Here is a 23941-nt window from a genome sequence, read left to right as displayed (position 1 = left end):
TTGGGGTATGGGATCCGCGGACGAACCCAAGTCGAGAGCCGCCCGTGTGGTTCGTTACGGTCCCGAGGTGTGTGGAGGTGGCACCATGGAGCTCTCCACTCTGGAGAACTGGCTTTGGGAAGCGGCCTGCTCGATCCGCGGGGCGGTGGACGCGCCGAAGTTCAAGGATTACATCTTACCATTGATCTTCCTTAAGCGGCTCTCGGACGTGTTCGAGGACGAGGTGGCGCACCTGGCCCACGAGTTCGGGGACGTGAAGACGGCGGCCCGGCTGGTGGAGCAGGACCACAGGCTGGTGCGGTTCTACCTTCCGCCTGAAGCCCGCTGGGACGCCATCCGCCGGCGGTCAAGTCCCGAACTGTCTGTAAAAGCGGTCTGGGTCATGCCACGGTGGCAGCGGGTGAAACCTCTTTCTGCGCCGCTCTTTGCCGTTGCCGCTCCTCGATGTAGCGCTCCAGCTGCTTTCGTTCGTGCTCGCTGAACTGCACCCGCCGCCAGCGCTCACTCGCCCGCCACAGCACGGCGAAGACTAGCTTCAGGCACTCCCGCTCGCTCCGAAACCGCGGGATCACCTTGGCGCGCCGCCGCTCCTCCTCGAAGCTGCGCTCCACCAGGTTGGTGGTCCGGACATGCTTGCGGTGGGCGGCGGGTAGCCGCAGGTGCGCCAGGCTCGCTTCCAGGTCCTCCTGCAGGCTCCGCATGGCCGAGGGATACTCCCGCCCGAACCGCTCCACCACCTCGGCCACCAGCCGCCGGCCCTGCTCGATATCCGGTGCGTCCCGGATCGCCTCCAGGTAGGGCTTGAGCACGGGCCGCGCCTCCTCCGGCACCTTGTCCAGCACGTTCCGCATCTTGTGCACCCAGCAGCGGATGCGCTCCGCCTCCGGCCACATGGCTTCCACCGCCTGGATCAGCCCCGGCGCCCCGTCCGTCGTCACCGTCAGCGGCGTCTTCAGCCCCCGGCGCACCAGATCCCGGAAGTGCTCCAGCCAGTCCTCGTAGCGCTCCTTGTTGCCCAGGCTCAGGTGCACCAGCACCTTGCTGCCGTCGCTCAAGATGGCCCAGGTGACCAGGATGCCCTCACGGCAGCCCGCCTGCCGGCGCAGCGACTCGTAGATGGCGTCGGCGAACAGGTACACCACGTCGAGGCCTGACAGGTCCCGCTGGGCAAAGGCCTCGAACTCCTCGTGGAGCGCCTCGGTGATCCGGCTCACGGTGGACCGGCTCAAAAGCGGCGCTTCGCTGCCCGCCAGCTCCGCCAGCGCATCCTCGATGTCCCGGGTAGAGAGGCCCCGGGCGTACATCTCCACCACCAGGCGCTCCAGCACGTCCGTCCGCCGCTTGAGGGCCCTCCACAGCGTGGGCTGGCACAGTCCCTCCATGCCCCGCACCTGGGGGACGTCGATCTCGAGCCGCCCCTCGGCGCAACGCAGCGTCCGCGGCTTGTAGCCGTTGCGGGCGCCTTCCTGGCCAGGCTCGCGCCGCTCGTAGCGTCCGCGCCCCAAAAGCTCCGTGACCTCTGCCTCCAGCAGCTCCTGGATGAGCTTGCGGGCGCCCAGGCGGACGAGGGCATGGGTCAGGTCCTCGACCTCAGTACCCTCCCGGGCCTGCGCGGCCAGCTGCCGGGCCAGCTCCGCCAACTGCTGGCTGGGTGGTATCCTGGACATAGGTCTGGGTCCTCCTCGGTGTGCCCCAGCTGGGGCGAGTTTTCCGACGCCACCGATGGTAGCCCAGACCGCTTCGCGTTTACAGACAGTTTAGGACGTCACCTCCGCCGGCGCACCACAGGCCTGGGCGAGTACCTGACGGATGTTGTGCGGGCGGTGGCGCGGGAGAACCCGAAGCTGCAAGGCGTCATCGACGCCGTGGACTTCAACGCCACCGCCGCCGGGCAACGGATCATCGACGACGGACCGCTGGCCCGGCTTATCGAGGTGCTGAGCAGGCACCGGCTGGGCTTGAACGACGTCGAGCCGGACATCCTGGGCCGGGCGTACGAATACCTGCTACGCAAGTTCGCCGAGGGGCAGGGACAGAGCGCCGGCGAGTTCTACACGCCGCGCGAGGTAGCCATCCTCATGGCCCGGATCCTGGAGCCGGAGCCTGGCATGACGGTCTACGACCCCTGCTGCGGTTCCGGCGGTTTGCTCATCAAGTGCCACCTGCGGCTTCTGGAACGCTACGGGGTGCGGGAGAACGGGCGTCTGAAGCTGCCGTCCCATGTGGCTCCCTTGAAAGTCTACGGTCAGGAATGGATACCCACGACCTTTGCCATGGCCCGGATGAACGCCTTCATCCATGACATCGAGGCGGACATCGTGGTCGGGGACACCATGCGCCGCCCGGCGTTCCGGGCGCCAGACGGGCGCCTACAGCAGTTCGACCTGGTGGCGGCCAATCCCATGTGGAACCAGAAGTTCCCGCTGGAGACTTACGAGCATGACCCCTTCGACCGGTTCCGGTTCGGGACACCGCCGGCGTCCACCGCCGACTGGGGATGGATCCAACACATGTACACCGCCCTCAAGGACGGCGGCCGCATGGCGGTGGTACTGGACACCGGCGCGGTGAGCCGGGGCAGCGGCAACCAGGGGTCGAGCCGGGAGCGAGACATTCGTAAGGCCTTCGTCGAGCGGGACCTGATTGAAGCTGTGATCCTGCTTCCGGAGAACCTTTTCTATAACACGACGGCGCCCGGGATCATCCTGGTGATCAACAAGGCCAAGAAGCACCCGCGCGAGATCCTACTTATTAACGCCTCAAAGCTTTTCCTGAAGGGGCGGCCGAAGAACTATCTCAGCGAGGAGCATGTTGAGCACATAGCCTCGGTCTATCACGGGTGGACGGCGGAAGATGGGCTTTCCACCATCATCACCCTGGAAGAGGCCGCCCGCAACGACTACAACCTCTCGCCGGGCCGGTACGTGGTCCAAAACGGCGGAGAGGAAGTCCTTCCGCTGGATGAGGCGGTCTTGCGGCTTCAGGAGGCAGAGGAAGAGAGAGCCGCGGCCGATCGGGAGCTGCAGAGGATCTTGCAATTCCTGGGGATGGGAGGTGCTGTCCGTGGCTGAGACGGTGAAGCTGGCTGACGAGGCAACGGCAGACCTTCCTGAGGATTTCAATATGACGGAGCTGGGGCCACTACCACGTGACTGGCAAGCATTACCTTTAGGGGAAACAGCCCGTATTACCATGGGGCAATCTCCGCCGTCGTCTACGTATAACACCGACGGGAGGGGTCTTCCTTTCCTCCAAGGCAAAGCAGAATTCGGCGAGCTATTTCCTACACCTGTAAAGTGGTGTTGTGCTCCCCGAAAAGTGGCGCGTCAAGGGTCGGTGCTTATATCTGTTAGAGCCCCGGTTGGTGACGTCAATCTTGCTGATACTGACTACTGCATTGGTCGTGGTCTTGCGTGTATTTACGGAAATGATAAACTGAACAATGATTTCCTATTTTTCTATCTTAAATTCGCCGGTAAATTTTTTGAAGGTCAAGGAGCAGGAACTATATTTAACAGCATAACAAAGGATGTTCTCCAACGTTTTATGGTGCCTTTACCACCTCTTACTGAACAACGCGCTATTGCCTATGTCCTTCGCTGTGTTAAGAGCGCTAAAGAAGCAACCCAAAATGTCCTCGCCGCCGCACGGGAGCTGAAGAAGAGCCTCATGCGGTACTTGTTCACCTACGGCCCGGTGCCGGTGGAAGAAGGCGCGCGGGTGCCGTTGAAGGAGACGGAAGTTGGGTTGATACCAACGCATTGGGATGTGGTAAGGTTTGGTGATGTGGCAAGCTTTATTCGTGGTATTTCGTGGAGGAAATCAGACGAAGATCCTAATGGTGTACCGGTTGTTGCAATACCTAACATAAAAAATGGCCGAGTAATATTTGACGGTCTTTATCGAATCAAGAGCAAGGCCAATAGTTCTAAGCGTTTACTTAGTGGCGATATTTTGCTGGTTGGCTCAAGTGGTAGCGTTGACAATATTGGGCGTGTGGCGATTGTTAATGAGATGCCTTTTCCCGAAGTTTACTTCGCTTCGTTCTTAGTTAAGGTACAGCCGACAGAAAGGTTAGATAAGAGATACTTGTTTCTTCTACTCAGTGGTAAGGTTGTGAATTTTGCGTCTTGCAGTAAACGGGCTGCAGATGGCAAATACAATCTTCAACTGGAGGCCTTACGTTCCTCTCTTATCCCCTTACCATCACTCCGTGAACAGGAGGAAATTGCCCATCTACTCGCAGCAGTAGATCTAAAGATTCAAGCGGAGGAAGCCCGTATACATGCCCTGGACACCCTGTTTAAGACACTACTCCACCTCCTCATGACTGGCCGAGTTCGGGTCAAGGACCTGTCCCTTCCCGAGACGGAGGGAGTGGCGTCCGGTGCCTCTCGGGAATGAGCGTGCTGCGGTGCAAAATCCTCTCATCCGCTACGCCGTGGAGGTCGGCTGGACGTACCTGCCGCCGGACGAGGCCCTGCGCCTGCGCCGGGGCGAGACGGGCATCGTGCTGCACGAGGTTCTGATCCGGCAGCTCCAGCGGCTGAACCCCGGCGCGGTGGACGATGTGGTCAAGGCGGAGGAAGTCATCGGGCGGCTGACCCGCGTCATGCCCAACATCGAGGGCAACCTGCAGGCGTGGGAGTGGCTGAAGGGCCTCAAGACAGTCTTTGTGGCGGCTGAGCGGCGGGAGCGCAACGTCCGGCTGCTCGATCCCGACACGCCGGAGGCCAACACGCTCCACGTCACCGACGAGCTGCGGTTCATCAGCGGCACGAAAACCGTCCGGCCGGACGCGGTCTTCTTCGTCAACGGCATTCCCGTCATCGTGGTGGAGACGAAGGCGGCGCACCGCGTCGAGGGCATCGCCGAGGCTTTCGATCAGATCCGCCGGTACCACCGGGAGGGTCCCGAGCTGCTGGCCGTCCTCCAGGTGCACGCCCTCACGCACCTGGTCCGGTTTTACTACGGCGCCACGTGGAGCCTGTCCCGGAAGGATCTGTACAACTGGCGGGCCGAGCAGGCCGGCGACTTCGAGACCCTCGTGAAGCACTTCTTCGCCCCCAGGCGCGTCCTGCGGATGCTCACCGACTACATTCTCTTCGCCCGCAAGGACGGCGAGCTCAGCAAGGTCGTGCTGCGGCCCCACCAGATGCGAGCCGTGGAGCGGGTGCTGCAGCGGTGCCGCGACCCGGAGAAGCGGCGGGGCCTGATCTGGCACACCCAGGGGTCCGGGAAGACCTACACGATGATCACCGTGGCCAAGCGGTTGCTGGAGGACCCCGCCTTCGGGAATCCCACGGTGCTCATGTTGGTGGACCGGAACGAGCTGGAGCAGCAGCTGTTCACCAACTTGGAGGCGGTCGGCTTCGGGCACGTCACAGTCGCCCAGTCCAAGCGGCACCTTTACGAGCTCCTCCGCTCGGACCAGCGGGGGCTCATCGTGTCCATGATCCACAAGTTCGACGACATGCCGGCCAACGTGAACACGCGCCGGAACATCTTTGTGCTGGTGGACGAGGCGCACCGCAGCACGGGTGGCGACCTGGGGAACTACCTCATGGGGGCGCTGCCCAACGCCACCTACCTCGGGTTCACGGGCACCCCCATCGACAAGACGGCCCACGGCAAGGGAACCTTCAAGGTCTTCGGCGTCGACGACCAGCCGAAGGGCTACCTGGACAAGTACTCCATCCGCGAGTCCATCGAAGATGGGACCACCGTACCGCTCCACTACGCCCTAGCGCCCAACGACCTGCGGGTGGACCGGGAGATTCTGGAACGCGAGTTCTTGGACCTCGCGGAGCTGGAAGGGGTCAGTGACGTCGAAGAACTGAACCGGGTGCTGGAACGGGCGGTCACCCTGAAGAACATGCTCAAGAACGCGGATCGGGTGGACCGGGTGGCCGCCTTCGTGGCCCAGCATTTCCGGGAGACCGTCGAGCCGATGGGCTACAAGGCGTTCCTTGTGGCTGTTGACCGGGAAGCCTGCGCTCTGTACAAGGAGGCGTTGGACCGCCACCTGCCGCCGGATTACTCGGCCGTGGTCATCAGTCGCGGCCACAACGACCCGCCGGAATTGGCACGGTGGCACCTCACGACGGAGAAGGAGCAGGAGATCCGGAAGGCCTTCCGTCGGCCGGATGCGCTGCCCAAGGTCCTCATCGTGACGGAGAAACTGCTTACGGGGTACGACGCGCCCATCCTCTACTGCATGTACCTGGACAAGCCCATGCGCGACCACGTGCTGCTCCAGGCCATCGCCCGCGTCAACCGTCCCTACGAGGATGAGGAGGGGCGGAAGAAGCCGGCCGGGTTCGTGCTGGACTTCGTGGGCATCTTCGACAACCTGGAGAAGGCCCTGGCCTTCGACTCGGAGGACGTGCAGTCGGTGGTCCAGGGGATCGACGTCCTCAAGGAACGCTTCGCGACCATGATGGCCGAAGCCCGGTGTGACCTGCTCCCCCTAGTGTCTGGGAAGCCGCAGGACAAGGCGGGCGAGGCCGTATTGGAGCATTTCCGGGACAGGGAGGAGCGCCACAGGTTCTTCGAGTTCTTCCGGGAACTGCAAGAACTCTACGAGATCCTGTCGCCTGATCCGTTCCTGCGGCCATACATGGCCGACTATGAAGAATTGGCGCGCATGTCCCGTCTGTTGCGCTCGGCGTACGAGCCGGCCATCCTGATCGACCGGGGCTTCTTGCGTAAGACGGAGCAGCTTGTTCGTGAGCACACGGAGACGTATTTCGTCGGCCCGCCCAAGGGCATGGCCAGGCTGACCGTCGAGGCCCTGGAGAGGCTTGCTGCCTCGGATCAACCCGACACGGTCAAAGTTTTCAACCTTCTCAAGGCCATTCGGGATCTCGTTGAGGAAGAGGGCACGCGTTCGCCCTTCCTGATCTCCATCGGAGACAGGGCGGAAGCGATCGCTCAGGCTTATCAGGATCGGCAGGCGACAACCCAAGAAACCTTGCAGCAGCTGCAGATCTTGGTTCAGGAATATCGCGAGGCTCGGGAGGCCCAGAATCTAATCAAACTGTCTCCTGAGGCCTTTGCCGTGTACTGGTTCCTCCGCAAGGAAGGGGTTGCGGAGGCCGAAGAGGTGGCACGCCGCGTCGGTCAGGCCCTGGAGCGATATCCCCACTGGCGTCTGAGCGAGGAGCAGGGGCGTGAACTGCGTATTGCCCTCTACAAGGTGTTGATGGACGCAGGGATCGAGACGGTCATCGAGGTAGCAGAGCGTCTTCTGAAGATGTTATGGAGGAAAGACGGGTGAATCAAAACAGCCAGTGGATCAGATTAGAAGAAGCGGTGCCTATTGATGTATTTAAGGCCGAGGTGCTTGCTTGGGCCCGTCGGATCGGGGTGGCGCCGCGAGAGATCCACGTGCGCCCTATGAAGAAGAAGTGGGCTAGTTGTTCCTCCAAAGGCAGGCTGACCTTCAACTCAGATCTTCTTAAGGAAAGTGCGGCGTTCAGGCGAGAAGTCATCGTGCATGAGCTCCTCCATCTCAAGGTGCCAAATCATGGGCCGCTGTTTCGAGCTTTATTGCGAGCTTATTTGCACGATCCGACGTCATTGCATCTTGGTCGGCATCGCTCGATAATTCCTTCTTGATTACGGCTCGTATCTCGGCTTGTCCAAATGGGACGATTTCTCTTGACCATCCGGTCAGCCCCGCGTTAGCATCATCTTGCACCGAATTGACCGGACGGTCAAACCGCGGTGGGTGCCCCGCCATCCCAACGATCCCAGCGATCGGGCCCATCAAGTGATCCGGCCCCACGATCCGGTCAAACCATGCGGTGCGGGGAGGTCCCTTCCCATGCCCGCCGCCATCGAGATCCGCGGGCTGACCAAGTACTACGGCAGGACGCGCGGCGTCGAGGACCTCGACCTGGAGGTGGAAGAGGGCGAGATCTTCGGCTTCACCGGCCCCAACGGCGCCGGCAAGACCACCACCATCCGCACGCTGCTCGGGCTGGTTCGTCCGACGTCGGGCAGCGTGAGCGTGTTCGGGCGGCCGGTCCCTCGCGGGGGCGGCCCCTGGTTGGCCGAGGTGGGCTACCTGCCCAGCGAGGTCGCCTACTACCCGGACATGACGGGCCAGGAGCTGCTGGACTACGCCGCCGGCTTCTACCGGGGCGTCGACCGGCGGTGGGTGGCCCAGCTGGTGGAGCGCCTCCAGCTGGATCTCTCCCGCCCCGTCCGCACCTACTCCCTGGGCAACCGCAAGAAGCTGGGCATCGTGCAGGCCCTCGTGCACCGGCCGCGGCTGCTCATCCTGGACGAACCCTCCAGTGGTCTGGACCCGCTGATCCGAGCGGAGCTGTTCGCGATCCTGCGCGAGGTGAACGCCGCCGGGACCACGATCTTCTTCTCCACCCACGTCCTCGACGAGGTCGACCGGCTCTGCCACAGGGTGGCGATGATCCGCGCGGGGCGGCTCCTGCAAGTGGCGCCCGTCGACGATCTGCCCGGCCGGCACATGAAGATCGTGACCCTGCGCCTGGCAGGGGGTGCGCCGCTGCCGGAGGCGCTACTGGCCCGCTTGGGCGACCCGCGGCCCGAGCCGGTGCCCGGCAAGCCCGGCACGTACCGCCTGGTGGTGCGGGCGCCGGTGCAGGAGCTGGTGGCTGCCCTGGCCCCCGTGCCGCTCGAGGACCTGACCATCGGCGATCCCGGCATCGAGGACGTGTTCCTCACCCTGTATCGGGTTCCGGACGCCGTGGAGGGCCGTCCGTGACGGCGCGGAGGCCGACGCACGGGGACCGGCTGCCAAGCGGGAGGGCAGGGCGATGAACGGTCGCGATGGACTCCGCCCGATCGTCCACATGACGCGCATGGAGCTGCGGCTGGCGCGCCGCGCGCTGCTGATCTGGACCGCCGTGCTGGTCGGCGTGGTCGCCCTCTACCTGGGTCTGTTCGAGTCCATCCAGGACCCGGCGATGGTGGAAGCGCTCAAGGCCATGCCCGAGAGCCTGCTGAAGGCGTTCAGCTTCACCCCGGCGATGATCGCCGACGTCAACAGCTACTACGGCGTGTACATCATGGGCTACCTGGTGCTGCTGGCCACCATCTACGGCCTGATGCAGGCGGGCGGCAGCGTCGCCCGGGAACCCGACCTGGGGGCGGTGGAGTTCCTCTACACGCGTCCCGTGACCCGCCGCCAGGTGGCGGTCGCCAAGATCGCCGCCTTCGTCGTGGGCGCGGTGATCCTGTGGGTGGCGATCTTTGCCGTCAGCACGCTGGTGGGCTGGGCGGTGGCGGGCGACGCCTACGACCTCGGACGCCAGCGGTGGACGCACCTGGCGGGACTGGCCGCCACGCTGGCCGGCGGCGGCGTCGGATTCCTCCTGGCGCCCTTCTTCCCCCGGGCCCAGACGGCCATCTCCGCCGGCGTCGGCGTCGGACTGGCCTCCTTCGTCCTCCACGCCCTGAGCCAGGTGGCGGACCGGCTGCACCCCATCGGGTACCTCAGCCTGCAGCGCTACGCCGCCCTCGACCGCGCGGCGGCGGGCGACCCCGACGCGGCGGGCCTGCTCGTCCTGGTGGCGGTCTTCCTGGCGGGCACGCTGGCCGGTACGATGATCCTCGAGCGGAAGGACTTCGCGTGATCGAGGGGGATGGAGGCGAGCCATGGCCGACGACGGGACACCCAGCAGCGGCACCCCCGCGGGCGACCACCGCGCGGGGCCCGATGGTTTCGGAAGCAGGGGCCGCCGGGGTACGGCGGCCCCATCGGCCCAAGGGGGCGCGGGGGGCGCCAGCCCGAGGGGCGCTGGCCCGAGGAGGACGGCCGATGCCAGCCCCCGCGAGCGCATCCTCGACGCGGCGGTGGCCGAGTTCGCGGACCGGGGCTACCTGCGCGCCTCCCTCAGCCGCATCGCCCGTCGCGCCGGCGTGGCCAAGAGCCTGGTACTCTATTACTTCGGCAGCAAGGACGACCTCTACCGGGCGGCCGTGGACCGGGCACTCCAGCCCATCGAAGCCGCCCTCGAGGAGGCGGCGCCCGACCTTCCCCGGGATCTGTTCGAGCGGCTCCGCCGGCTGGGCGCGATCAAGCTCCAGGTGTACCGGGACCGCCCGGACGCCTACCGGCTGATCGTAAGATCGATGGTCGACCCCGCCGTGTCCGCCGAGTTCCGCCAGCAGCTGGCCGAGGCGGCGGCCCGTAGTCAGGACCTGCTCTACCGCGACGTCGACACGGGACGCCTGCGGCCGGGGGTGACGGTGCAAGAGGCGGTCGAGCTGCTCATGCTGCTCGGCGACGGCCTCATGCCGCGCATCTTCGCCGCCATCCGCCAGCGTCCCGACCTCGGCTACGCGGATCTGGACCGATGGGTCGCGAAGTGGGAACGCTATCTCGAGCTGGTCCGCGACGGTCTCTACCAGCCCTAGACCGGCCGCTCGGCGCGCGACCCGATCGCGACCCGACGCGCACCGTGGGCATACGCCGCTTTCCGCGATGGACCCCCATCCCTGCCGCGTGACGTCCCCCGCCCCGCTGCGTTCTTCCCCGATGGAGGCGCCTCTCCGAGCCACGGTTGGGAAAGCGGGTGTCGCGATGGCCGAAGGAGCGAACGCCGGGTCGCCGTCCCCCGCCGGCGAGGACGCGGTCCGGCGGTGGTACGACGCGACGTGGCCCTGGCTCTACCGGTTCGTCTATGCCCGGGTCCAGAACCGCGAGGAGGCCGAGGACGTGACCCAGGAGACCGTGCTGCGCGTGTTGCGGGGCGGCCGGGCCGCGGGCCCCGGCGGCTCCGGTGCCCACGGTGATACCGATACCGCGTTCGGTGCCCCCGCGCCCGGTTCCGGCGCTCAGGGAGCCACGCCGGCGGAGGCGACGCGGAGCGGGTTCCCGCCGCCCGACGCCCTGGTCCGCACCATCGCCCTCAATCTGATCCGCGACCGTTGGCGGCGGCAGCGGCGGGACGGGGCGGCCGTACCCCTCGAGGAGGCCCTGCTGCAAGGCCGGGTCCCAAGCCGCGGCGGCGCGACCGCGGACGTGGACACGGCCGCCGTGGTCGACCGCCTCTGGCTGGAGGAGCGGCTGCGGCGGCTGCCGCCCGCATATCGCGAGGTGCTGCACTGGCGCATCGTCGTGGGGCTGTCGAGGGCCGAGACCGCCCGCCAGATGCGGCGCAGCGAGGCCGCCGTCCGCGGTCTGCAGTTCCGGGCTCTCAAGGCGTTGCGGGACCTTTTGCGGGAGGTGGACCGCTGATGGGAGGGAAGGGCCCGATGACCTCCTGGCGCGACTGGAACCGGCGTCGGTTGCGGGCCCTCCGCGAGGAGCGGATCGACCGGATGATCGACGCCCTGAACGAGGAACGCCGTCCCCCCGCGCCTGTGGACCGAGACGAGGCCGAACTCTTGGCCGTCGCCCGCATGCTGAGGAGCCTACGCGGCGTGCCGGAGCCGGCGGAGGGGTGGCAGCCGCGGGTCGCCGCCGGGTGGCCGGGTTCGTCCGCAGGGGGACGTCCGGAAGCGGCCGGCAGCGCCGGCCACGCCGGGGGCGCCCGGCAACGGGATCACTCCCGCGCCCGACGGGGGGGAGGCCGGTAGGACGCGCAGCCGCCGGCGGCGGGTGGGGATCGCCGCGGCGGCCCTGGTGGCCGGGATCGCGCTGGCGACGGTGCTGGCCCCCTGGCCCGGGACCGCCGGTCTCGGCGGGTGGCTCCGGGCGCAGCTGGGGCTCGGACCGGCGGCGGAGACCGACGTGGTCCATGCCATGGAGCGGGCCATCGCGCAGCTCCAAAGCTACCACGGGGTCCTGGAGAAGCGCGCGACCAACGCCGACGGGGAGACGTGGCTGGTGCGGCGGATCGAGGTGTGGGTCGACGGCGACCGCTACGCGACCCGCGACGACACCGGCGTGGTCACGGTCCACGACGGCCGGCGCAAGTGGCAGGTTCGTCCCGCCGATCGGGTGGTGGCGGTGCTGCCCCCGCTGCCCGACGTGCGGCCCTTCGACCTGGAGGACGAGGCCCGCGCCGCCCTGCGCTACCCCCACCGGGTGGTGGGCCGCGAGCAGGTCGCGGGACGCGAGGCGATCCGGCTGCGCATCGAGCCGCCGGGCGGGCTTCCCTACGACCTTTGGGTCGACGCCGAGACCCACCTGCCCCTGCGCCTGCGGACGGCGATGCAGAACGGGATCCAGACCGAGACCACCTTCGTCCGGTTCGAGGCCAACGCGCCCGTCGACCCGTCCCGGTTCCGTTTCGAGGTGCCGGCGGGTTACCGGGTCGAGGAGGAGAACCCGGGGCAGTTCGTGGACACGCCCGCTGAAGCCGCGGTCATCGCCGGCTTTGCGCCGCTGCTGCCGGACGAGGCGCCCCGTCGGATCCTGGCGGCTCGGGACCGGGTGGTCCTGGACTACGGTGAGACGGTGATCGTGGAAGAACCGGCCCAGGGCCCGTTCGAGCCCCAGCCGAACGCCGCCCTCGGCTCCGCCGGCCAGGACGGCGTGCTCGAGGTGTTCGGCGAGCGGTTGCGCTGGCGCCAGCAGGGGCTCGAGATCACCGTCGAGGGGCCGCAGCGGGTGGAACTGGCCCGCGCCCTGGCGCCGGACCTGCGGCTGCCCGATCCCGGCGGGCAGCCGTCCGGCAGTGGGTCCGCCAGTGGCAACTTCGATCCACAGGTCGAGGTCTCCGTCGACATGGAGGTCGAGCGCAACTCCCAGCAACAGGTCGACGGCGGCCATTTTCCGTGGATGCTGGATCCCGTGCAGGTGGCGGGGGCCTTCCTGCTGGGCCAGTTCGGCGAGCAGATGGGCGATCCCGCGGCCCTGGTGGATGAGCACATCCGCGTCGTGCACAACGACGGCCGGCGGGCCATCGTCGAGGTCGAGGTGGGTCCGGTGGCGCGGGTGTACCTGGAGCGGCTGGTCCGCCCGGACGAGTCGGGGATCTGGACGGTGGTGGGTTACGATCCGCGGGGATCGTGAGGACGCGGATCGCTGGGGTGACAGCCGAGCAGGGCCCGGGCTCATCCGAAGGTACCCGGTCGATGGGCAGGTCCACCGTCGGGCCATGGTATGCTCTGGATGAGCCGTGCCGGCGGCCCGGCACGGCCTGGGCAAGGGGGTGGTGACGGTGGCGCTCGCCGAGTTGAGCACTCTGCTCCTGGGGGCCCTCGTCGGGATTCCGGGGTGGATCCTCACCGTCGGCTGCGGGATGGCGGGACTCCTCACCCGCCGGGTTGGATGGGTCTACGCCGCTGCGGTTTTCGCCATCGGGCCGTTGTCGTACTTCTCCGCCACGCCGCGGTTTCAGTACGTGGCCCCCGTCGGCATCGTGCTGGCCGTGGCGGCCCTGGTCGTGCTCCGGCGGAGAGGCGATCTTCGCGTGGCCGCCGTCCTGGCCACGGTGCCGTTGGTCGCCATCCTGGCGTGGATACTGGTCTCGGCCATCGCCACGGGGCAGAGCTAGGCGGCCTGCCCGCGGGCGCTATGCGCCATCCGTTGAACGCCGAGGCACCAAGCGACCCGGGTACCGACGGGGGAATCGAATCCATGGACGCCATCCAGGTTCGCCGGGCGATGCTGGCCGACGCGGCCGGCATCGCCCGGGTGCAGGTGGCCACCTGGCGGACCACCTACCGGGGCCTGATCCCGGATGCGTACCTCGACGCCATGGAGGAAGAGCCACGGGCCAAGATGTGGGAGGAGGTCATCGCCCGGGACCGCGGCGATGGCGCCTCATCCTTCGTCATGGTCGCCGTAACGGCTGGCACGGAGCCTGGCCATCGTCCGGTGTCTGGTCCGTCGTCGGCCGCTACCGGCGAAGAACGCGGCCGAGCCATCGTAGGCTTTGCCGCCGCCGGGCCGGAGCGATCGGGCGACCCGGAGTTCCGGGGTGAGCTGGGTGCCATCTACGTGCTGAAGGAGTACCAGGGGCGGGGCGTGGGCCGGCGGCTGGTGGCGGCGGCGGTCCGGGAGCTGCTGGGCCGCGGGCACGCGTCGATGCTCGTGTGGGTGCTGGCGCAGAACCCCTACCGCCGTTTCTACGAGTCCCTGGGCGGAGTCCTCGTCCGCAGCCGGACCATCGAGATCGGGGGGGTGGCGCTGGAGGAATGGGGGTATGGATGGCCGGACCTCGAGGGGTTGCTGCGGCGCCTCGAGGGGGAGGGACAGGGCGCATAAAGGGACAGGGCGCATAAGGAGGTCGGCAAACCCACTGGAGCAAGCCCGTAGGCGATGACGGGCTGCGGTCCGATGGCGGTGGTCCTGGGGGCGCTACGATGCTGCCATCCAGCCCACGAGGCCCCCTACGCATGAGTGCAGGCTCCAACGTTCCCGTCACGGGATGCTGCTGCCGATGTTTGGACTTTTCCGTGAGGCATCTTTTCGATGGCTGTGGATCGGGCGCGCTGCCTCCCTTCTCGGAATGCGGTTGGCGGACCTGGCCCTGCCGTGGTTGCTGCTGCAGGCGACAAGTTCGGTGTGGGTCACCGGCGCGGCCCTGGCGTGCGACCGGCTGGCGGCGCTCGTCCTGTCCATTCCCGTCGGGGCCTGGGTGGACCGTGGTTCCAAGTGGAAGGCAGCTCTCCTGGCGGAAGCGCTACGGTTTGGTGCCACGAGTGCCGTGGCCGGTTTGGCCCTGGTGGGTCCTGTGCGGGCGTGGGAGATCGCTCTGGTTCTGGCGTCGCTGGGTGCGGCTGACGTGCTTCACGCCGCCGCGTTCCGCCCGCTGGTCGTCCACACCGTGGGGCGGGAGCGGCTGGCGGCCGCGTTCAACCTCAACGAAGGAGCCGATGCCGTCGCCACACTGCTTGGGCCGCTGCTCGCAGGGGCGATCATCGGCCGGTACGGGGCGGGATGGGCGCTGGCTGCCGATGCGCTGACGGATCTTCTTGCGGTGGCCAGCCTGCTGGCGGCCCGGGTCGCGGCATCCGGACGGCAGCATCGCGAGGAAAGCCCATGCAGCCAGCCGGAAGCGGCGGCATTGCGGGACGCCCCCAAACGGGCGGGATTCAGTGCTTGGGACGGGTTCCAGTACCTCTGGCGCGAAGCCCTTGCCTGCCGCTTGGCGCTGGCCGGATGCCTCCTCTCGACCACCAGCGTGGCCGTCGGTCTCTGGGTCGTCGTGCTGGCACGGGATGAACTGCATTGGGATGCGGAACGGGCGGGTTGGATCTTCTCCGCCATGGGAGCGGCCAATGTGGTCGCGGTACTGCTGCTAGGCTCCATAGGGGATCGGGTGGCCTGGTCCCGGCTCTTCACAGGGGCGGTCGCCCTCGCCGCTGCGGGGACCCTGGTGCTCGCAGACGCACGGAGCGTCCTGGCGGTTTTGATGGGGGCCCTTCTCCTTGACGGTGCGCTGTCCGCTGCCTTCGTGCTGCAGAGCAGCCGGTTGACGGCGGTCACCCCGCCGGACCGGATGGCGCGTGTCACCGTGGCAGCCGGTCTCGCGGACGACGGGGTGCGGGCCCTGGGGCGCGTCCTGGCCGGCAGCGCGGCGGAGGTCGGTGTCCGGTGGGCGTTGCTGGGTTGGGGCTTGATGCTGGCGGCCGCGTCCCTGTGGATTCATCGGTGGGGGCGTTTCAGCCGCTGGCCATGGGCGGGACCGTCATGTCTAGGACCAGATCGGCGCAGGTCCACTGCCTAGGGGCTCGTGGCCCCTGCATGGCCGGGGCCCGAGCTGGTGTGCACCGCCCGAGGGAAAGGGTGTGATCGGATCGAATCGAACCGACCAACCGCTAGGAAATCCCTAGGAAACGGATAAGGAGAAAGGGGGCGTAGAAGAGAAGGGACATTTTGTGCGGGATCACGGACGAAGGAGGCGGGGGATGATGTCCGTATCCTATGCCGCGCCGGGCGGACCGCTACTGTGGCTGACCCTTTGGCTCGCGGTGGCCGCCCTCGGGCTGGTTTCAGCCGCCCGGCTGTCAGCGGGCGGAAACCGCGGCGCCCGTGGTGTCTTGTGGTGGGTGGTGGCGACGCCCCTGGCACTTGTCGCCGCGGCCGTCATCCTCGTCCTGGTGAACGCCGTCATCGCGATGCTGACGTTGTCGTGACGCGATGAGGTCCAGGTAGTGTATTGGCGCGTCGGACCACGAGCGAGCCGAGGTCGAACGAGGCCTGTCCCTTGGCCGGGTGAGCCGGTGGCCGCCGGCTCGTGGGCCGCGGGATCGACGGGGACGTCCTGAGCCCGGACGGGGCACGGTCGCGGACGGGCGGGGCCTGAGCCCGTCCTTGCGCCTGGCCATGGTGTGCCCCGGCGTGACAGCCGTCCTTCAGCGCTGATGGATCCCAGGAGATGAGCCCCCATGCTCGGTCCCGGTGACCCTGCCCCCGACTTCACCGCCGTCGACGATGAGGGCCGCCCGGTTCGCCTCTCGGACTTCGGCGGAAGGCCGGTCGTCTTGTACTTCTATCCCAAGGACCACACCCCCGGTTGCACGGCGGAAGCCTGCCACTTCCGGGACCGCCACGCCGAACTGGAAGCGCTGGGGGCCGTGGTGCTGGGCGTCAGCCCGGACCCGCCCCAGACCCACCGGCGCTTCCGGCAGCGGCACCACCTGCCGTTCCGCCTCATCGCGGATCCCGACCGCCGGGTGGTCGCCGCGTACGGTGTCCGGCGGGATTTGCCCGTCATCGGCCGGTTCGTCCCCCTGGTGGACCGGGTGACCTTCGTGATCGGGCCCGACGGGCGGATCCTTGGGGTACTGCGGGGCATTCCGCCCAACCGTCATGCGGAGAAGGCGCTGGAGCTGCTAAGAGGGGAGCTGGAGGTCCCGCCGCAACGGGGATGAGGCTCGGACCCCCCACGCTCGGCCTCGCGAAGGTGCGCGCTTGAACCCGTTGCGGCCGGTGCGACGTCGATTCGATGTCGGTTTCGTCCGGGGTTGGGTGCCAAGCTCCCTCCCGTCCCATCTCGTGATTGCAGGGCTCAAAGCCCATCGGCCGCTTTCCCATCGAATCGCGAACCCGCCTCTGGACGCCGCCCGCCGGCCTGCCGATCTCTTCCGGTAGAGCCGGTCGCTTGGAGCCGCTCGCTGCAGGCGGTCCTGTTCCCGTGGCGAACCGGCTCTTGCGTGGAAGTTCATACCACAAGATGCGAGGAGGAGCCATCGTGTCGCCCGATGCCGAACCGTGCCAACCTACCCTCTTCGCCACCGGCTACGGAACGGTCTCGGTCACGCCCGACGTGGCGGTGCTTCGGTTCTACGTCTACAGGACGCACCCCACGAACCACATGGCCGCGTATCGGGCGGCTGTGGACGCCGCGCAGCAGGTCGTCGCCGCCCTTAAGGATGAGGGGCTCGACGACGATTCCCTGCGGACCGTGGACATCGAAACCGATACACGCTACCGCACCGACCGCCAGGGGCGCCGGCACCTGATCGAACACGAGGTCCGGTATGTCCTCGAAGTCCGGGTGCGGGACTTCGAGCTGGCAGGCAGGCTCCTCGGCCGTGCCCTGGCGGTGGGGGCCAGCGAGGCAAGCTTGTGGGGGTTTGAGGTCTCCGACGTGCGGGAACTGGAACTGCGGGCCGTCGAACAGGCCGTCCTGCACGCGCGGGAGCGGGCGGAGGCGGCCGTCCGGGCGGCGGGGGTCCGGCTCGGCCCGCCCCTCCGGATGAATCTGCGCCTTAGCGGCCGCGGTGGCCGCTACGGATACCGCGATTCTTTCGTGGTGTACTCGGCAGGACCCGGAGAGGAACCCTCCGCTCCCATCAGCCCCGGCCAACGGGAGATCGGCGCCGAGGTGGAGGTGAACTTTGCCCTCGAGATGAACGGGTGACGGCACCGGTGGGACCGGATTGGAACAACGGGACGAGAAGACCGGGAGATAGCAGAAGCGCTGTTACGCTGTTAGAAGAACTGGCGCACGACAGCCCCGATGAACAGGTCGAAGTCCCCCAGGTGATGGGCCAGGATCCCATGAACCTCTTCGGGCGAGATGGTGTCGTAAAGATGCACGGCGCGATTGCGGAAGCAGACCATCCGGTGGAAGGTGGCCCGGTGCTCCGCGGGGAGGATCCCGGCTTCCACCAGCAGGTCGAAGGCTTCGCGGTACGCCTTGGGAACCCCCAGCCCCAGCCGGCCCACCACGTGGTTGGCCACGTCGATCATCGCCTCGATGGAGGTCTGTAGCATGTGGACGGTCGCGGCCTCGGCGATCTTGTCATCGCGCAAGGCCCCGGGCCCGCGCCCGGCGAGGGCCGCGAGGTGCACCAGGTTCCTGCGAATGAAGTCGAGCTTGTCCCGTACCTTCTCCCGGTCGATGACGCCCAACGTCGTGGTCGGGGGCTCGCCGTTCATTGCCGGCCGCGTTTCCGGCACGCCCTCGGGGCCGTCCCGGCGCGGGCCTGCCGTCGGCCGGCCGGGTTCGTCCGTGGGGGTGGGGCCGCCGGGATCCGGACCTTCTCCCTTGGCCCTGCCCGGATCCTGGGACCCGCCAGAAGAATGGGAAGGCGGCACCTCGTCCATCGGAGCGCAGGCCTCCTGGAGCGGGGCGTACGCCTCCTTCAGCGGGGCATGGGCTTCCTGCAGCGCCCGGTTGTAGTCCAACGCCAGGCACCGGTAGTCGGGCTCGAAATCCCCGTAGAGCTTGCAGACGCGTTCCCGGAAGTCCGCCAAGGCTACGGGATCGGCGACGTAGAGCAGCCGGCCGCTGGCCAGCACGCGGAACTGAAAGGGCAACGGTGTCCCGTTGAGGATCGTGACGGACACGTCTTCGAGGCCCAGGGCGTCTTCCACGGCACCCTGGAGGTTCACGAGTTCCCGAAGGTCCGGAAGCCGCTCCGGCCGGTAGACCACGGAGAGGTCCACGTCGCTCAGGGGCGTCTGGTGCGGGGTGCCGTAACTGCCGTGGAGGAACGCGGCTACCAGGCCGTCGAACCGGGCGAAGACGCCCGGAAGGCGGCCAAGCTGCTCGTCGACGCGGACGAACTCGCCGGTCACCCGCAGCTTACGGACCACGGGTCCGAACCTCCGTATCACCGATGGTACCACCGGAGGAGGCCCAACTGCAGTTGGACTGGCCCGCCTGGGAAGGAAGCCCGCCCGGGAAGGAAGGACAAGGGGAATTCGAAAACGAGGTGGGGTGGCGGTAGGTGTTGCCGTCACGCCGCGCGAAACCCTCCGGCGGCGGCCCGCGCCCGGCCGAACCGGCACGGTGCCGTGCGGAGCCCGTGGTGAGGGTCGGTGACCGCTGTGTGGGGCGCTTGGTTCGGAGCCGGGACGATGGTCTTTGCCGTCAGCGTGCTCGCCCTGAGCCACCGTATGGCGCCGGCGACCGCCCGCCGGTGGGGCTGGGCGGCGGTGGGGGCACTGTTCGCCTTCGCCCTGATCAGCATCTTCTCGATCGGACGCTATGTCATGCTCCTCACCCTGGCGGCGGTGGCGGCCATGGCCGCCCGGGAGGCCGGGCGAGCGGCCGGCAGCCGGCTGCTGGCTGTCCTGGCGGCCATGTGGGTGGCCGTCTCCCTGGGGTTGGTCACGGTGGTCCCGGCCATGGCGGGCGTGCAGGAGCTGGTGCTCGAGTTCGCCCTGGCCCTGCTGGCGTACCGCTGGGCCGTAAGGCCGGGGGCCTCTCGGGTAGGGTGAGCCCGGCCGGGCCGTAAGGGCGGCGCGCCGTCGGGTAGGGTGGAACCGGCGGCCAAGCCCGATGCAACCGAATTCCCGCGGGCAGGACGCCCGGTCTTCGCATCAGCGAGACGTCGGCGAAGGAGGGCGGACTCATGCCTTTGCGGCGCGTGGGATGGATCGGCCTTGGCGCCATGGGGAGTCGCATGGCGCGCAACCTGATCAAGGCGGGTTTCGAGGTGGCCGTGTGGAACCGGACGCCAACCCGGGCAGAGGAACTCGGCCGGGCCGGGGCCGTGGTGAAGGCCTCACCGGTCGAGGTGGCGGCCGGGTCTGACGTGGTGGTGACCATGGTCGCCGATCCGGCAGCGGTGGCCGCGGTGGCGCGGGGCGAGCAGGGCCTTTTGACCGCCGCGGGGGCTGGGCGCCGGTTCGTCTGGGTCGACATGAGAGTTCCAGCTGGCCTTGATGCACAAGGACCTCGGCCTGGCCTTGGCGGCCGCTCACGAGGCGCGGGTGCCCATGCCTGCCACCGCCCAGGTGGCCCAGACCTACGCCGCCGCCACGGCCGGGGGGCTGGGGCATCTCGACTTCAGCGCCATCCTGCGCGCGATCGAGCGGTGGGCGGCTCTGGAGCCGAATCCGGGGAGCGGGCTGGGGGCCGCTTGACGGTCTCCGTGCCCGTGGGCGCTTGGGACGCCCCTACCGCGGGTGACGGGTGCCACGGTTTCCGGTGATGGGTGTCACACGAGACGACGAGAAGGAGCCCCACAGCGTGGAACAGCGGAACGGGACGCCCTCCCTGTGGATGCTCTACCTGAGCGCCGTGTACGTCGGGGTGTTTGGTTTCCTCATCCTCCTGCTCGGCGATGCCAAGACGCCCTCGTGGTCCCGGCTGCTCGCGCTGGGGGATGCGCGGCAGGTGTTGGGCCTGGGAACGATCCTGGGCCTCCTCGCCGTGGCGATGCAAATCGGCATCGCCGTGTTCCTCCCCGAAGGGTTGTGGGCCGACGACGGAACCAACGCCTTCTTCACCCGGCTCAGCTACGCCCACATCGTCCTGCTGATGGCCTTGACGGCCCTCGGCGAGGAGCTCTTCTTCCGGGCAGCGATCCAATCCCTGCTCCTTCGCTGGATCCCCTCCGTGGCCGTAGGCCTAGCGGTGGCAGCGGCCGTCTTCGCCGTGGCCCACGTGCGGTATGTGACGCGGCCCGTGCTGCTGGCGGGGGCGTGGGGGATCGGGCTCCTCCTGGGTTGGGGATATTGGTTCACTGGCAGCATCTGGACCGCGGTGTGGGCGCACTTCCTGGTCAACGTCACCATGACCGTGCTGGGGAAGCGCGGATGGTTCCTGCCGGGGTGGAGATCGTCGACGGGGGAGCGCAGGCGGCTCCGACAGCCCGGACCGTAGTGACGCCTCCTTGGCCGCAGGCCTGGCCGCCAGGTCCATCATCTTGCTCCCGACCGCCGTAAGCCGGCCGAGCCTTGGGCCGTGCAGTGGCCGTCGCGAGGCCGCGGCTGGCCCGTCGGCAAGCGGAGGCATTGCGCGAGTCGAGTCAAAGCGCGAAAATAAATACGCATAAAATGTTGAAAAAGCGCATACGATGAAAGGAGGTCGAACATGGCAGGGGGTACGGCCGCCATGGCTTCCAAGCCGCCGTTTACACGGGACCAGATCGTTTCGGCCACCGATGTGGCGCGCCACTGGCGTTCTCGCGTGGAACCCAAGCTTCGCGAGTTTCCCTATGTCCTCGTATTTTCCGGATCCGATCCCCGGACCACGATCCTGCCCTATGACCAGTTCGAGGTGTTGTGGCAGAAGGCCGAAAAGGCCGCCGAACTCGAGCTGGAGCTGGAAGTTCTGGCACGGGTGCTCCACGCGGCAGTCTCCGGGGAGCAGATGATCCCGTTGGCGGACGTGATGAAGGAGTTTGGGATCACCCCGGACGAGCTGGTCGGGGACGTGGACATGGACGATGAGTGAAGTCTTACCACCAAACGTGTGGTTTTTCCCCGACGCCAGGGCCGACTTGGGCCGCTTAGACCGGTCGCAGCGAGTCCTCGTCCTCCGGGCCGTTGTGAAGATCGCGCGGGCACCGGATCAGGTGGGGAAGCCGCTGGGGCATCTTGCTGGCCTCAATCTGGCAGGTTTTCGGAGTGTGTACGTGGACCGTAAGAGGATTCGTATCGTGTGGAAGGTTGCCGAGACCGGCGTCGTGCAGATTGCGGTCATTGCGGCAGTCGCAGAGCGCGATGGACTGGTGGTGTACCGAACGGCGGCCCAGCGTCGCGAAGCCATTGATGCGTGGATTCTAAAACGCATTGAGAGTTCGAGCAACCCGCGACGACAATCACATTGAACGGCTCACGTCACGCTGCAGCACGTCGACGGGCGCTGAATGGTCGCCTCACTGGCGGTTCCTTAGGCGTGGTAGGTGAAGAAAGGCACACTGGCACGGAGCCCGGCCGGTCGACCGGCCGGGCCCCGTGGGCCATCAGTGACTCTGGGAGGCGCGGGACTACCCCACCCGCGGCCCCGCGGCCTTGATCTCCGCCGAGACGCCCTCGAAGCGGCGGAAGTTCTCCACGAAGCGGGCGGCCAGCTCCCGGGCCTGCCGGTCGTAGGCCTCGGGGTCCGCCCAGGTGCCACGCGGATCCAGCACCTCGGACGGCACGCCCGGGCAGGCCACCGGCACGGCGAACCCGAAGACCGGGTCGACCCGGTGCTCCACGTCGTCCAGCTCACCCCGCAGCGCCGCCCGGATCATGGCCCGCGTGTAGGGCAGCTTCATCCGGTTGCCGACGCCGTAGGGGCCCCCGGTCCAGCCCGTGTTGACCAGGTACACCCGGGTCCCGTGCCGCCGCAGCCTCTCGCCCAGCATCCGGGCGTACTCCACCGGCCGCCGCGGCAGGAACGGCTCGCCGAAGCACGTGGAGAAGGTGGCCTCGGGCGTCGTCACGCCCCGCTCGGTGCCCGCCAGCTTGCTGGTGTAGCCGGAGAGGAAGTAGTACATCGCCTGCTCCGGCGTCAACCGGGCGATGGGCGGCAGCACGCCGAAGGCGTCGGCGCTGAGGAAGAACACGGTCCGCGCGTGGCCCGCCACCCCCGGGATCACCGCGCCCTCGATGTAGTCCACCGGGTACGCGGCCCGGGTGTTCTCGGTCAGATCGGCCCGATCGTAGAGGGGCTGCCGGGTCTGCGGGTCCAGGATCACGTTCTCCAGCACGGCGCCGAAGCGGATGGCGTTCCAGATCTGGGGCTCGTACTCCCTGGACAGGTTGATGCACTTGGCGTAGCAGCCGCCCTCGAAGTTGAAGATCCCCCGATCCGACCAGCCGTGCTCGTCATCGCCGATGAGACGCCGCTCCGGGTCCGCCGAGAGCGTCGTCTTGCCCGTCCCCGACAGGCCGAAGAACAGGGCCACGTCGCCCTCGGGCCCCACGTTGGCCGAGCAGTGCATGGGCAGCACGCCCCGCTCCGGCAGCAGGTAGTTGAGCACGCTGAAGATCGACTTCTTCATCTCGCCGGCGTACTCGGTGCCCCCGATCAGCACCGTGCGCCGCTCGAAGCTGACCAGGATGAAGGTCTCCGAGCGCGTTCCGTCGGTGCGCGGGTCGGCGTGGAAGGTCGGTGCGTAGAGCACGGTGAAGTCGGGCTCGAAGCCGCGCAGCTCGTCCGGCTCGGGGCGGAGGAACAGCTGCCGGGCGAACAGGCTGTGCCAGGCGTACTCCGTCACCACCCGCACCCGCAGGCGGTAGGCGGGGTCGGCGCCGGCGAAGCCGTCGAAGATGAAGTGGTTGCGCTGGCGCAGGTACTGCTGGACCCGCTCGTACAGCCGGTCGAACCGCTCCCGCGGGAAGGGCTGGTTCACAGGGCCCCAGGCGATGTGGTCGCGGACCGACGGTTCGTCCACGATGAACTTGTCCCTGGGCGAGCGGCCGGTGTACTTGCCGGTGGTGACCACCAGGGCGCCGGTGTCGCTCAGCCGACCTTCCCCGCGCGCCAGGGCCAGCTCGACCAGCTGAGCGGCGGGCAGGTTGCGGTGCACCACCGGCGCCGCCTTGCGACTGCCGTGGGATGCGGGCTCGTAGTCGTCCCGGATGCGCGCGTCCATGGCGGGACTGGACCCCCCGTGCGGCGGGGCCGTGGTGGCCCCTGCGGGCTTGCGCCCGCGGCGTCGGCCTCGGCGGCCGTTGCGGCCTGGCGTGCTCAGTGGGACCGGGCCGTGGAGGCACGGGGCGGGCTGCTGTCGCGCTGCCGGCCCAGCGTCCGAGGGGCGACGATGGAGCCGACTCCCAGGCGCCACCGCTCCCTCGCCGAGCACTCATCCCTTGGGCTGGGCGACGCCCCGCGTCGGCCTCCTGCCCGTGAGCTGCCCGGTCCCCTACGGCTGAGGTACGCCG

At 67.8% G+C, this 23941-nt stretch carries 25 protein-coding genes and 1 pseudogene; 23 read left to right on the top strand and 3 right to left on the bottom strand.

The annotated features are described in order from the left end of the window. Window positions 1-7: 7 nt before the first annotated feature. A complete protein-coding gene (locus E1B22_RS01210) occupies window positions 8-481 on the top strand; it encodes a type I restriction-modification system subunit M N-terminal domain-containing protein (protein WP_207669901.1) in 474 nt (157 codons plus the stop codon). Here the strand turns inward: E1B22_RS01210 and E1B22_RS01205 are convergent. Continuing rightward, window positions 381-1667, bottom strand: coding sequence for an IS256 family transposase (locus E1B22_RS01205; protein WP_135224104.1), 1287 nt, complete (start codon window positions 1665-1667; stop codon window positions 381-383). The two genes, E1B22_RS01210 and E1B22_RS01205, sit on opposite strands and share 101 nt — an antisense overlap. 156 nt (window positions 1668-1823) lie before the next feature. Between E1B22_RS01205 and E1B22_RS01200 the strand changes: the two genes are divergently transcribed. The 16 genes from E1B22_RS01200 (at window position 1824) to E1B22_RS01130 (ending at window position 17750) form a co-directional block, all read left to right on the top strand. Continuing rightward, complete coding sequence (locus E1B22_RS01200) at window positions 1824-3071, top strand: N-6 DNA methylase (protein WP_243123547.1); 1248 nt, start codon at window positions 1824-1826, stop codon at window positions 3069-3071. Then, complete coding sequence (locus E1B22_RS01195; protein ID WP_135224236.1) at window positions 3064-4404, top strand: restriction endonuclease subunit S; 1341 nt, start codon at window positions 3064-3066, stop codon at window positions 4402-4404. Before E1B22_RS01200 ends, E1B22_RS01195 begins: the two co-directional genes overlap by 8 nt. A 10-nt stretch (window positions 4405-4414) precedes the next feature. Beyond that, the gene (locus E1B22_RS01190) at window positions 4415-7279 is read left to right on the top strand and encodes a type I restriction endonuclease subunit R (RefSeq protein WP_243123545.1); all 2865 of its coding nucleotides are present in this window, start codon (window positions 4415-4417) and stop codon (window positions 7277-7279) included. Further along, a complete protein-coding gene (locus tag E1B22_RS01185) occupies window positions 7276-7620 on the top strand; it encodes a M48 family metallopeptidase (protein WP_243123543.1) in 345 nt (114 codons plus the stop codon). The genes E1B22_RS01190 and E1B22_RS01185 overlap by 4 nt, the downstream gene beginning before the upstream one ends. Before the next feature lie 208 nt (window positions 7621-7828). Beyond that, entirely contained in the window at window positions 7829-8749 is a 921-nt protein-coding gene (locus E1B22_RS01180; RefSeq protein WP_135224233.1) for an ABC transporter ATP-binding protein, read from the top strand. A 52-nt stretch (window positions 8750-8801) separates the two neighbouring features. After that, on the top strand, window positions 8802-9620 hold the full coding sequence (locus E1B22_RS01175) for an ABC transporter permease subunit (RefSeq protein ID WP_135224232.1): 819 nt from the start codon (window positions 8802-8804) through the stop codon (window positions 9618-9620). 22 nt (window positions 9621-9642) lie between these two features. Further along, entirely contained in the window at window positions 9643-10404 is a 762-nt protein-coding gene (locus tag E1B22_RS01170) for a TetR/AcrR family transcriptional regulator (protein ID WP_135224231.1), read from the top strand. Window positions 10405-10570: 166 nt separating this feature from the next. Further along, window positions 10571-11227, top strand: coding sequence for an RNA polymerase sigma factor (locus E1B22_RS01165; protein ID WP_135224230.1), 657 nt, complete (start codon window positions 10571-10573; stop codon window positions 11225-11227). Between the two features lie 17 nt (window positions 11228-11244). Next, window positions 11245-11568, top strand: coding sequence for a hypothetical protein (locus tag E1B22_RS13035; RefSeq protein ID WP_243123541.1), 324 nt, complete (start codon window positions 11245-11247; stop codon window positions 11566-11568). Between the two features lie 22 nt (window positions 11569-11590). Beyond that, window positions 11591-12949, top strand: coding sequence for a sigma-E factor regulatory protein RseB domain-containing protein (locus E1B22_RS01160; RefSeq protein ID WP_243123540.1), 1359 nt, complete (start codon window positions 11591-11593; stop codon window positions 12947-12949). A 148-nt stretch (window positions 12950-13097) separates the two neighbouring features. Next, on the top strand, window positions 13098-13433 hold the full coding sequence (locus E1B22_RS01155) for a hypothetical protein (protein WP_135224229.1): 336 nt from the start codon (window positions 13098-13100) through the stop codon (window positions 13431-13433). Window positions 13434-13516: 83 nt separating this feature from the next. Further along, the gene (locus E1B22_RS01150) at window positions 13517-14146 is read left to right on the top strand and encodes a GNAT family N-acetyltransferase (RefSeq protein ID WP_243123539.1); all 630 of its coding nucleotides are present in this window, start codon (window positions 13517-13519) and stop codon (window positions 14144-14146) included. Window positions 14147-14309: 163 nt separating this feature from the next. Beyond that, the gene (locus tag E1B22_RS01145; protein WP_135224228.1) at window positions 14310-15611 is read left to right on the top strand and encodes an MFS transporter; all 1302 of its coding nucleotides are present in this window, start codon (window positions 14310-14312) and stop codon (window positions 15609-15611) included. Window positions 15612-15795: 184 nt separating this feature from the next. After that, complete coding sequence (locus tag E1B22_RS01140; RefSeq protein WP_135224227.1) at window positions 15796-16020, top strand: hypothetical protein; 225 nt, start codon at window positions 15796-15798, stop codon at window positions 16018-16020. Window positions 16021-16272: 252 nt separating this feature from the next. Beyond that, entirely contained in the window at window positions 16273-16758 is a 486-nt protein-coding gene (locus E1B22_RS01135) for a peroxiredoxin (RefSeq protein ID WP_135224226.1), read from the top strand. Window positions 16759-17078: 320 nt separating this feature from the next. After that, a complete protein-coding gene (locus E1B22_RS01130; RefSeq protein WP_135224225.1) occupies window positions 17079-17750 on the top strand; it encodes an SIMPL domain-containing protein in 672 nt (223 codons plus the stop codon). 71 nt (window positions 17751-17821) lie between these two features. Here the strand turns inward: E1B22_RS01130 and E1B22_RS01125 are convergent, their stop codons facing one another. Next, window positions 17822-18931, bottom strand: coding sequence for a HepT-like ribonuclease domain-containing protein (locus E1B22_RS01125; protein ID WP_135224224.1), 1110 nt, complete (start codon window positions 18929-18931; stop codon window positions 17822-17824). A 264-nt stretch (window positions 18932-19195) separates the two neighbouring features. Here E1B22_RS01125 and E1B22_RS01120 point away from each other — a divergent pair, with 264 nt between their 5' ends. From E1B22_RS01120 to E1B22_RS01100, 6 genes and pseudogenes are all read left to right on the top strand, one after another. Beyond that, a complete protein-coding gene (locus E1B22_RS01120) occupies window positions 19196-19558 on the top strand; it encodes a hypothetical protein (protein WP_135224223.1) in 363 nt (120 codons plus the stop codon). Window positions 19559-19692: 134 nt separating this feature from the next. Beyond that, window positions 19693-19962, top strand: a pseudogene (locus tag E1B22_RS14025) (NAD(P)-binding domain-containing protein); the annotation flags it as partial. A 34-nt stretch (window positions 19963-19996) separates the two neighbouring features. Then, window positions 19997-20206: an NAD-binding protein gene (locus E1B22_RS13030; protein ID WP_371413490.1), complete on the top strand. Its 210-nt coding sequence runs from the start codon at window positions 19997-19999 to the stop codon at window positions 20204-20206. Window positions 20207-20312: 106 nt separating this feature from the next. Further along, window positions 20313-20948: a CPBP family intramembrane glutamic endopeptidase gene (locus E1B22_RS01110; RefSeq protein ID WP_167758813.1), complete on the top strand. Its 636-nt coding sequence runs from the start codon at window positions 20313-20315 to the stop codon at window positions 20946-20948. A gap of 210 nt (window positions 20949-21158) precedes the next feature. Beyond that, window positions 21159-21521, top strand: a complete 363-nt coding sequence (locus E1B22_RS01105) for a hypothetical protein (protein ID WP_135224220.1) — start codon at window positions 21159-21161, stop codon at window positions 21519-21521. Continuing rightward, window positions 21514-21897, top strand: coding sequence for a type II toxin-antitoxin system RelE/ParE family toxin (locus E1B22_RS01100; protein WP_135224219.1), 384 nt, complete (start codon window positions 21514-21516; stop codon window positions 21895-21897). Before E1B22_RS01105 ends, E1B22_RS01100 begins: the two co-directional genes overlap by 8 nt. 159 nt (window positions 21898-22056) lie before the next feature. Here E1B22_RS01100 and pckA read toward each other — a convergent pair whose 3' ends face one another. After that, window positions 22057-23652 (bottom strand): phosphoenolpyruvate carboxykinase (ATP), encoded by a 1596-nt coding sequence (pckA, locus tag E1B22_RS01095; RefSeq protein ID WP_135224218.1) that lies wholly within the window; start codon window positions 23650-23652, stop codon window positions 22057-22059. Between the last annotated feature and the right edge of the window lie 289 nt (window positions 23653-23941).

The sequence above is a fragment of the Thermaerobacter sp. FW80 genome, from assembly GCF_004634385.1.
Lineage (GTDB): Bacteria > Bacillota > Sulfobacillia > Thermaerobacterales > Thermaerobacteraceae > Thermaerobacter > Thermaerobacter composti.
This window is presented reverse-complemented; position numbering and strand designations above follow the sequence as displayed.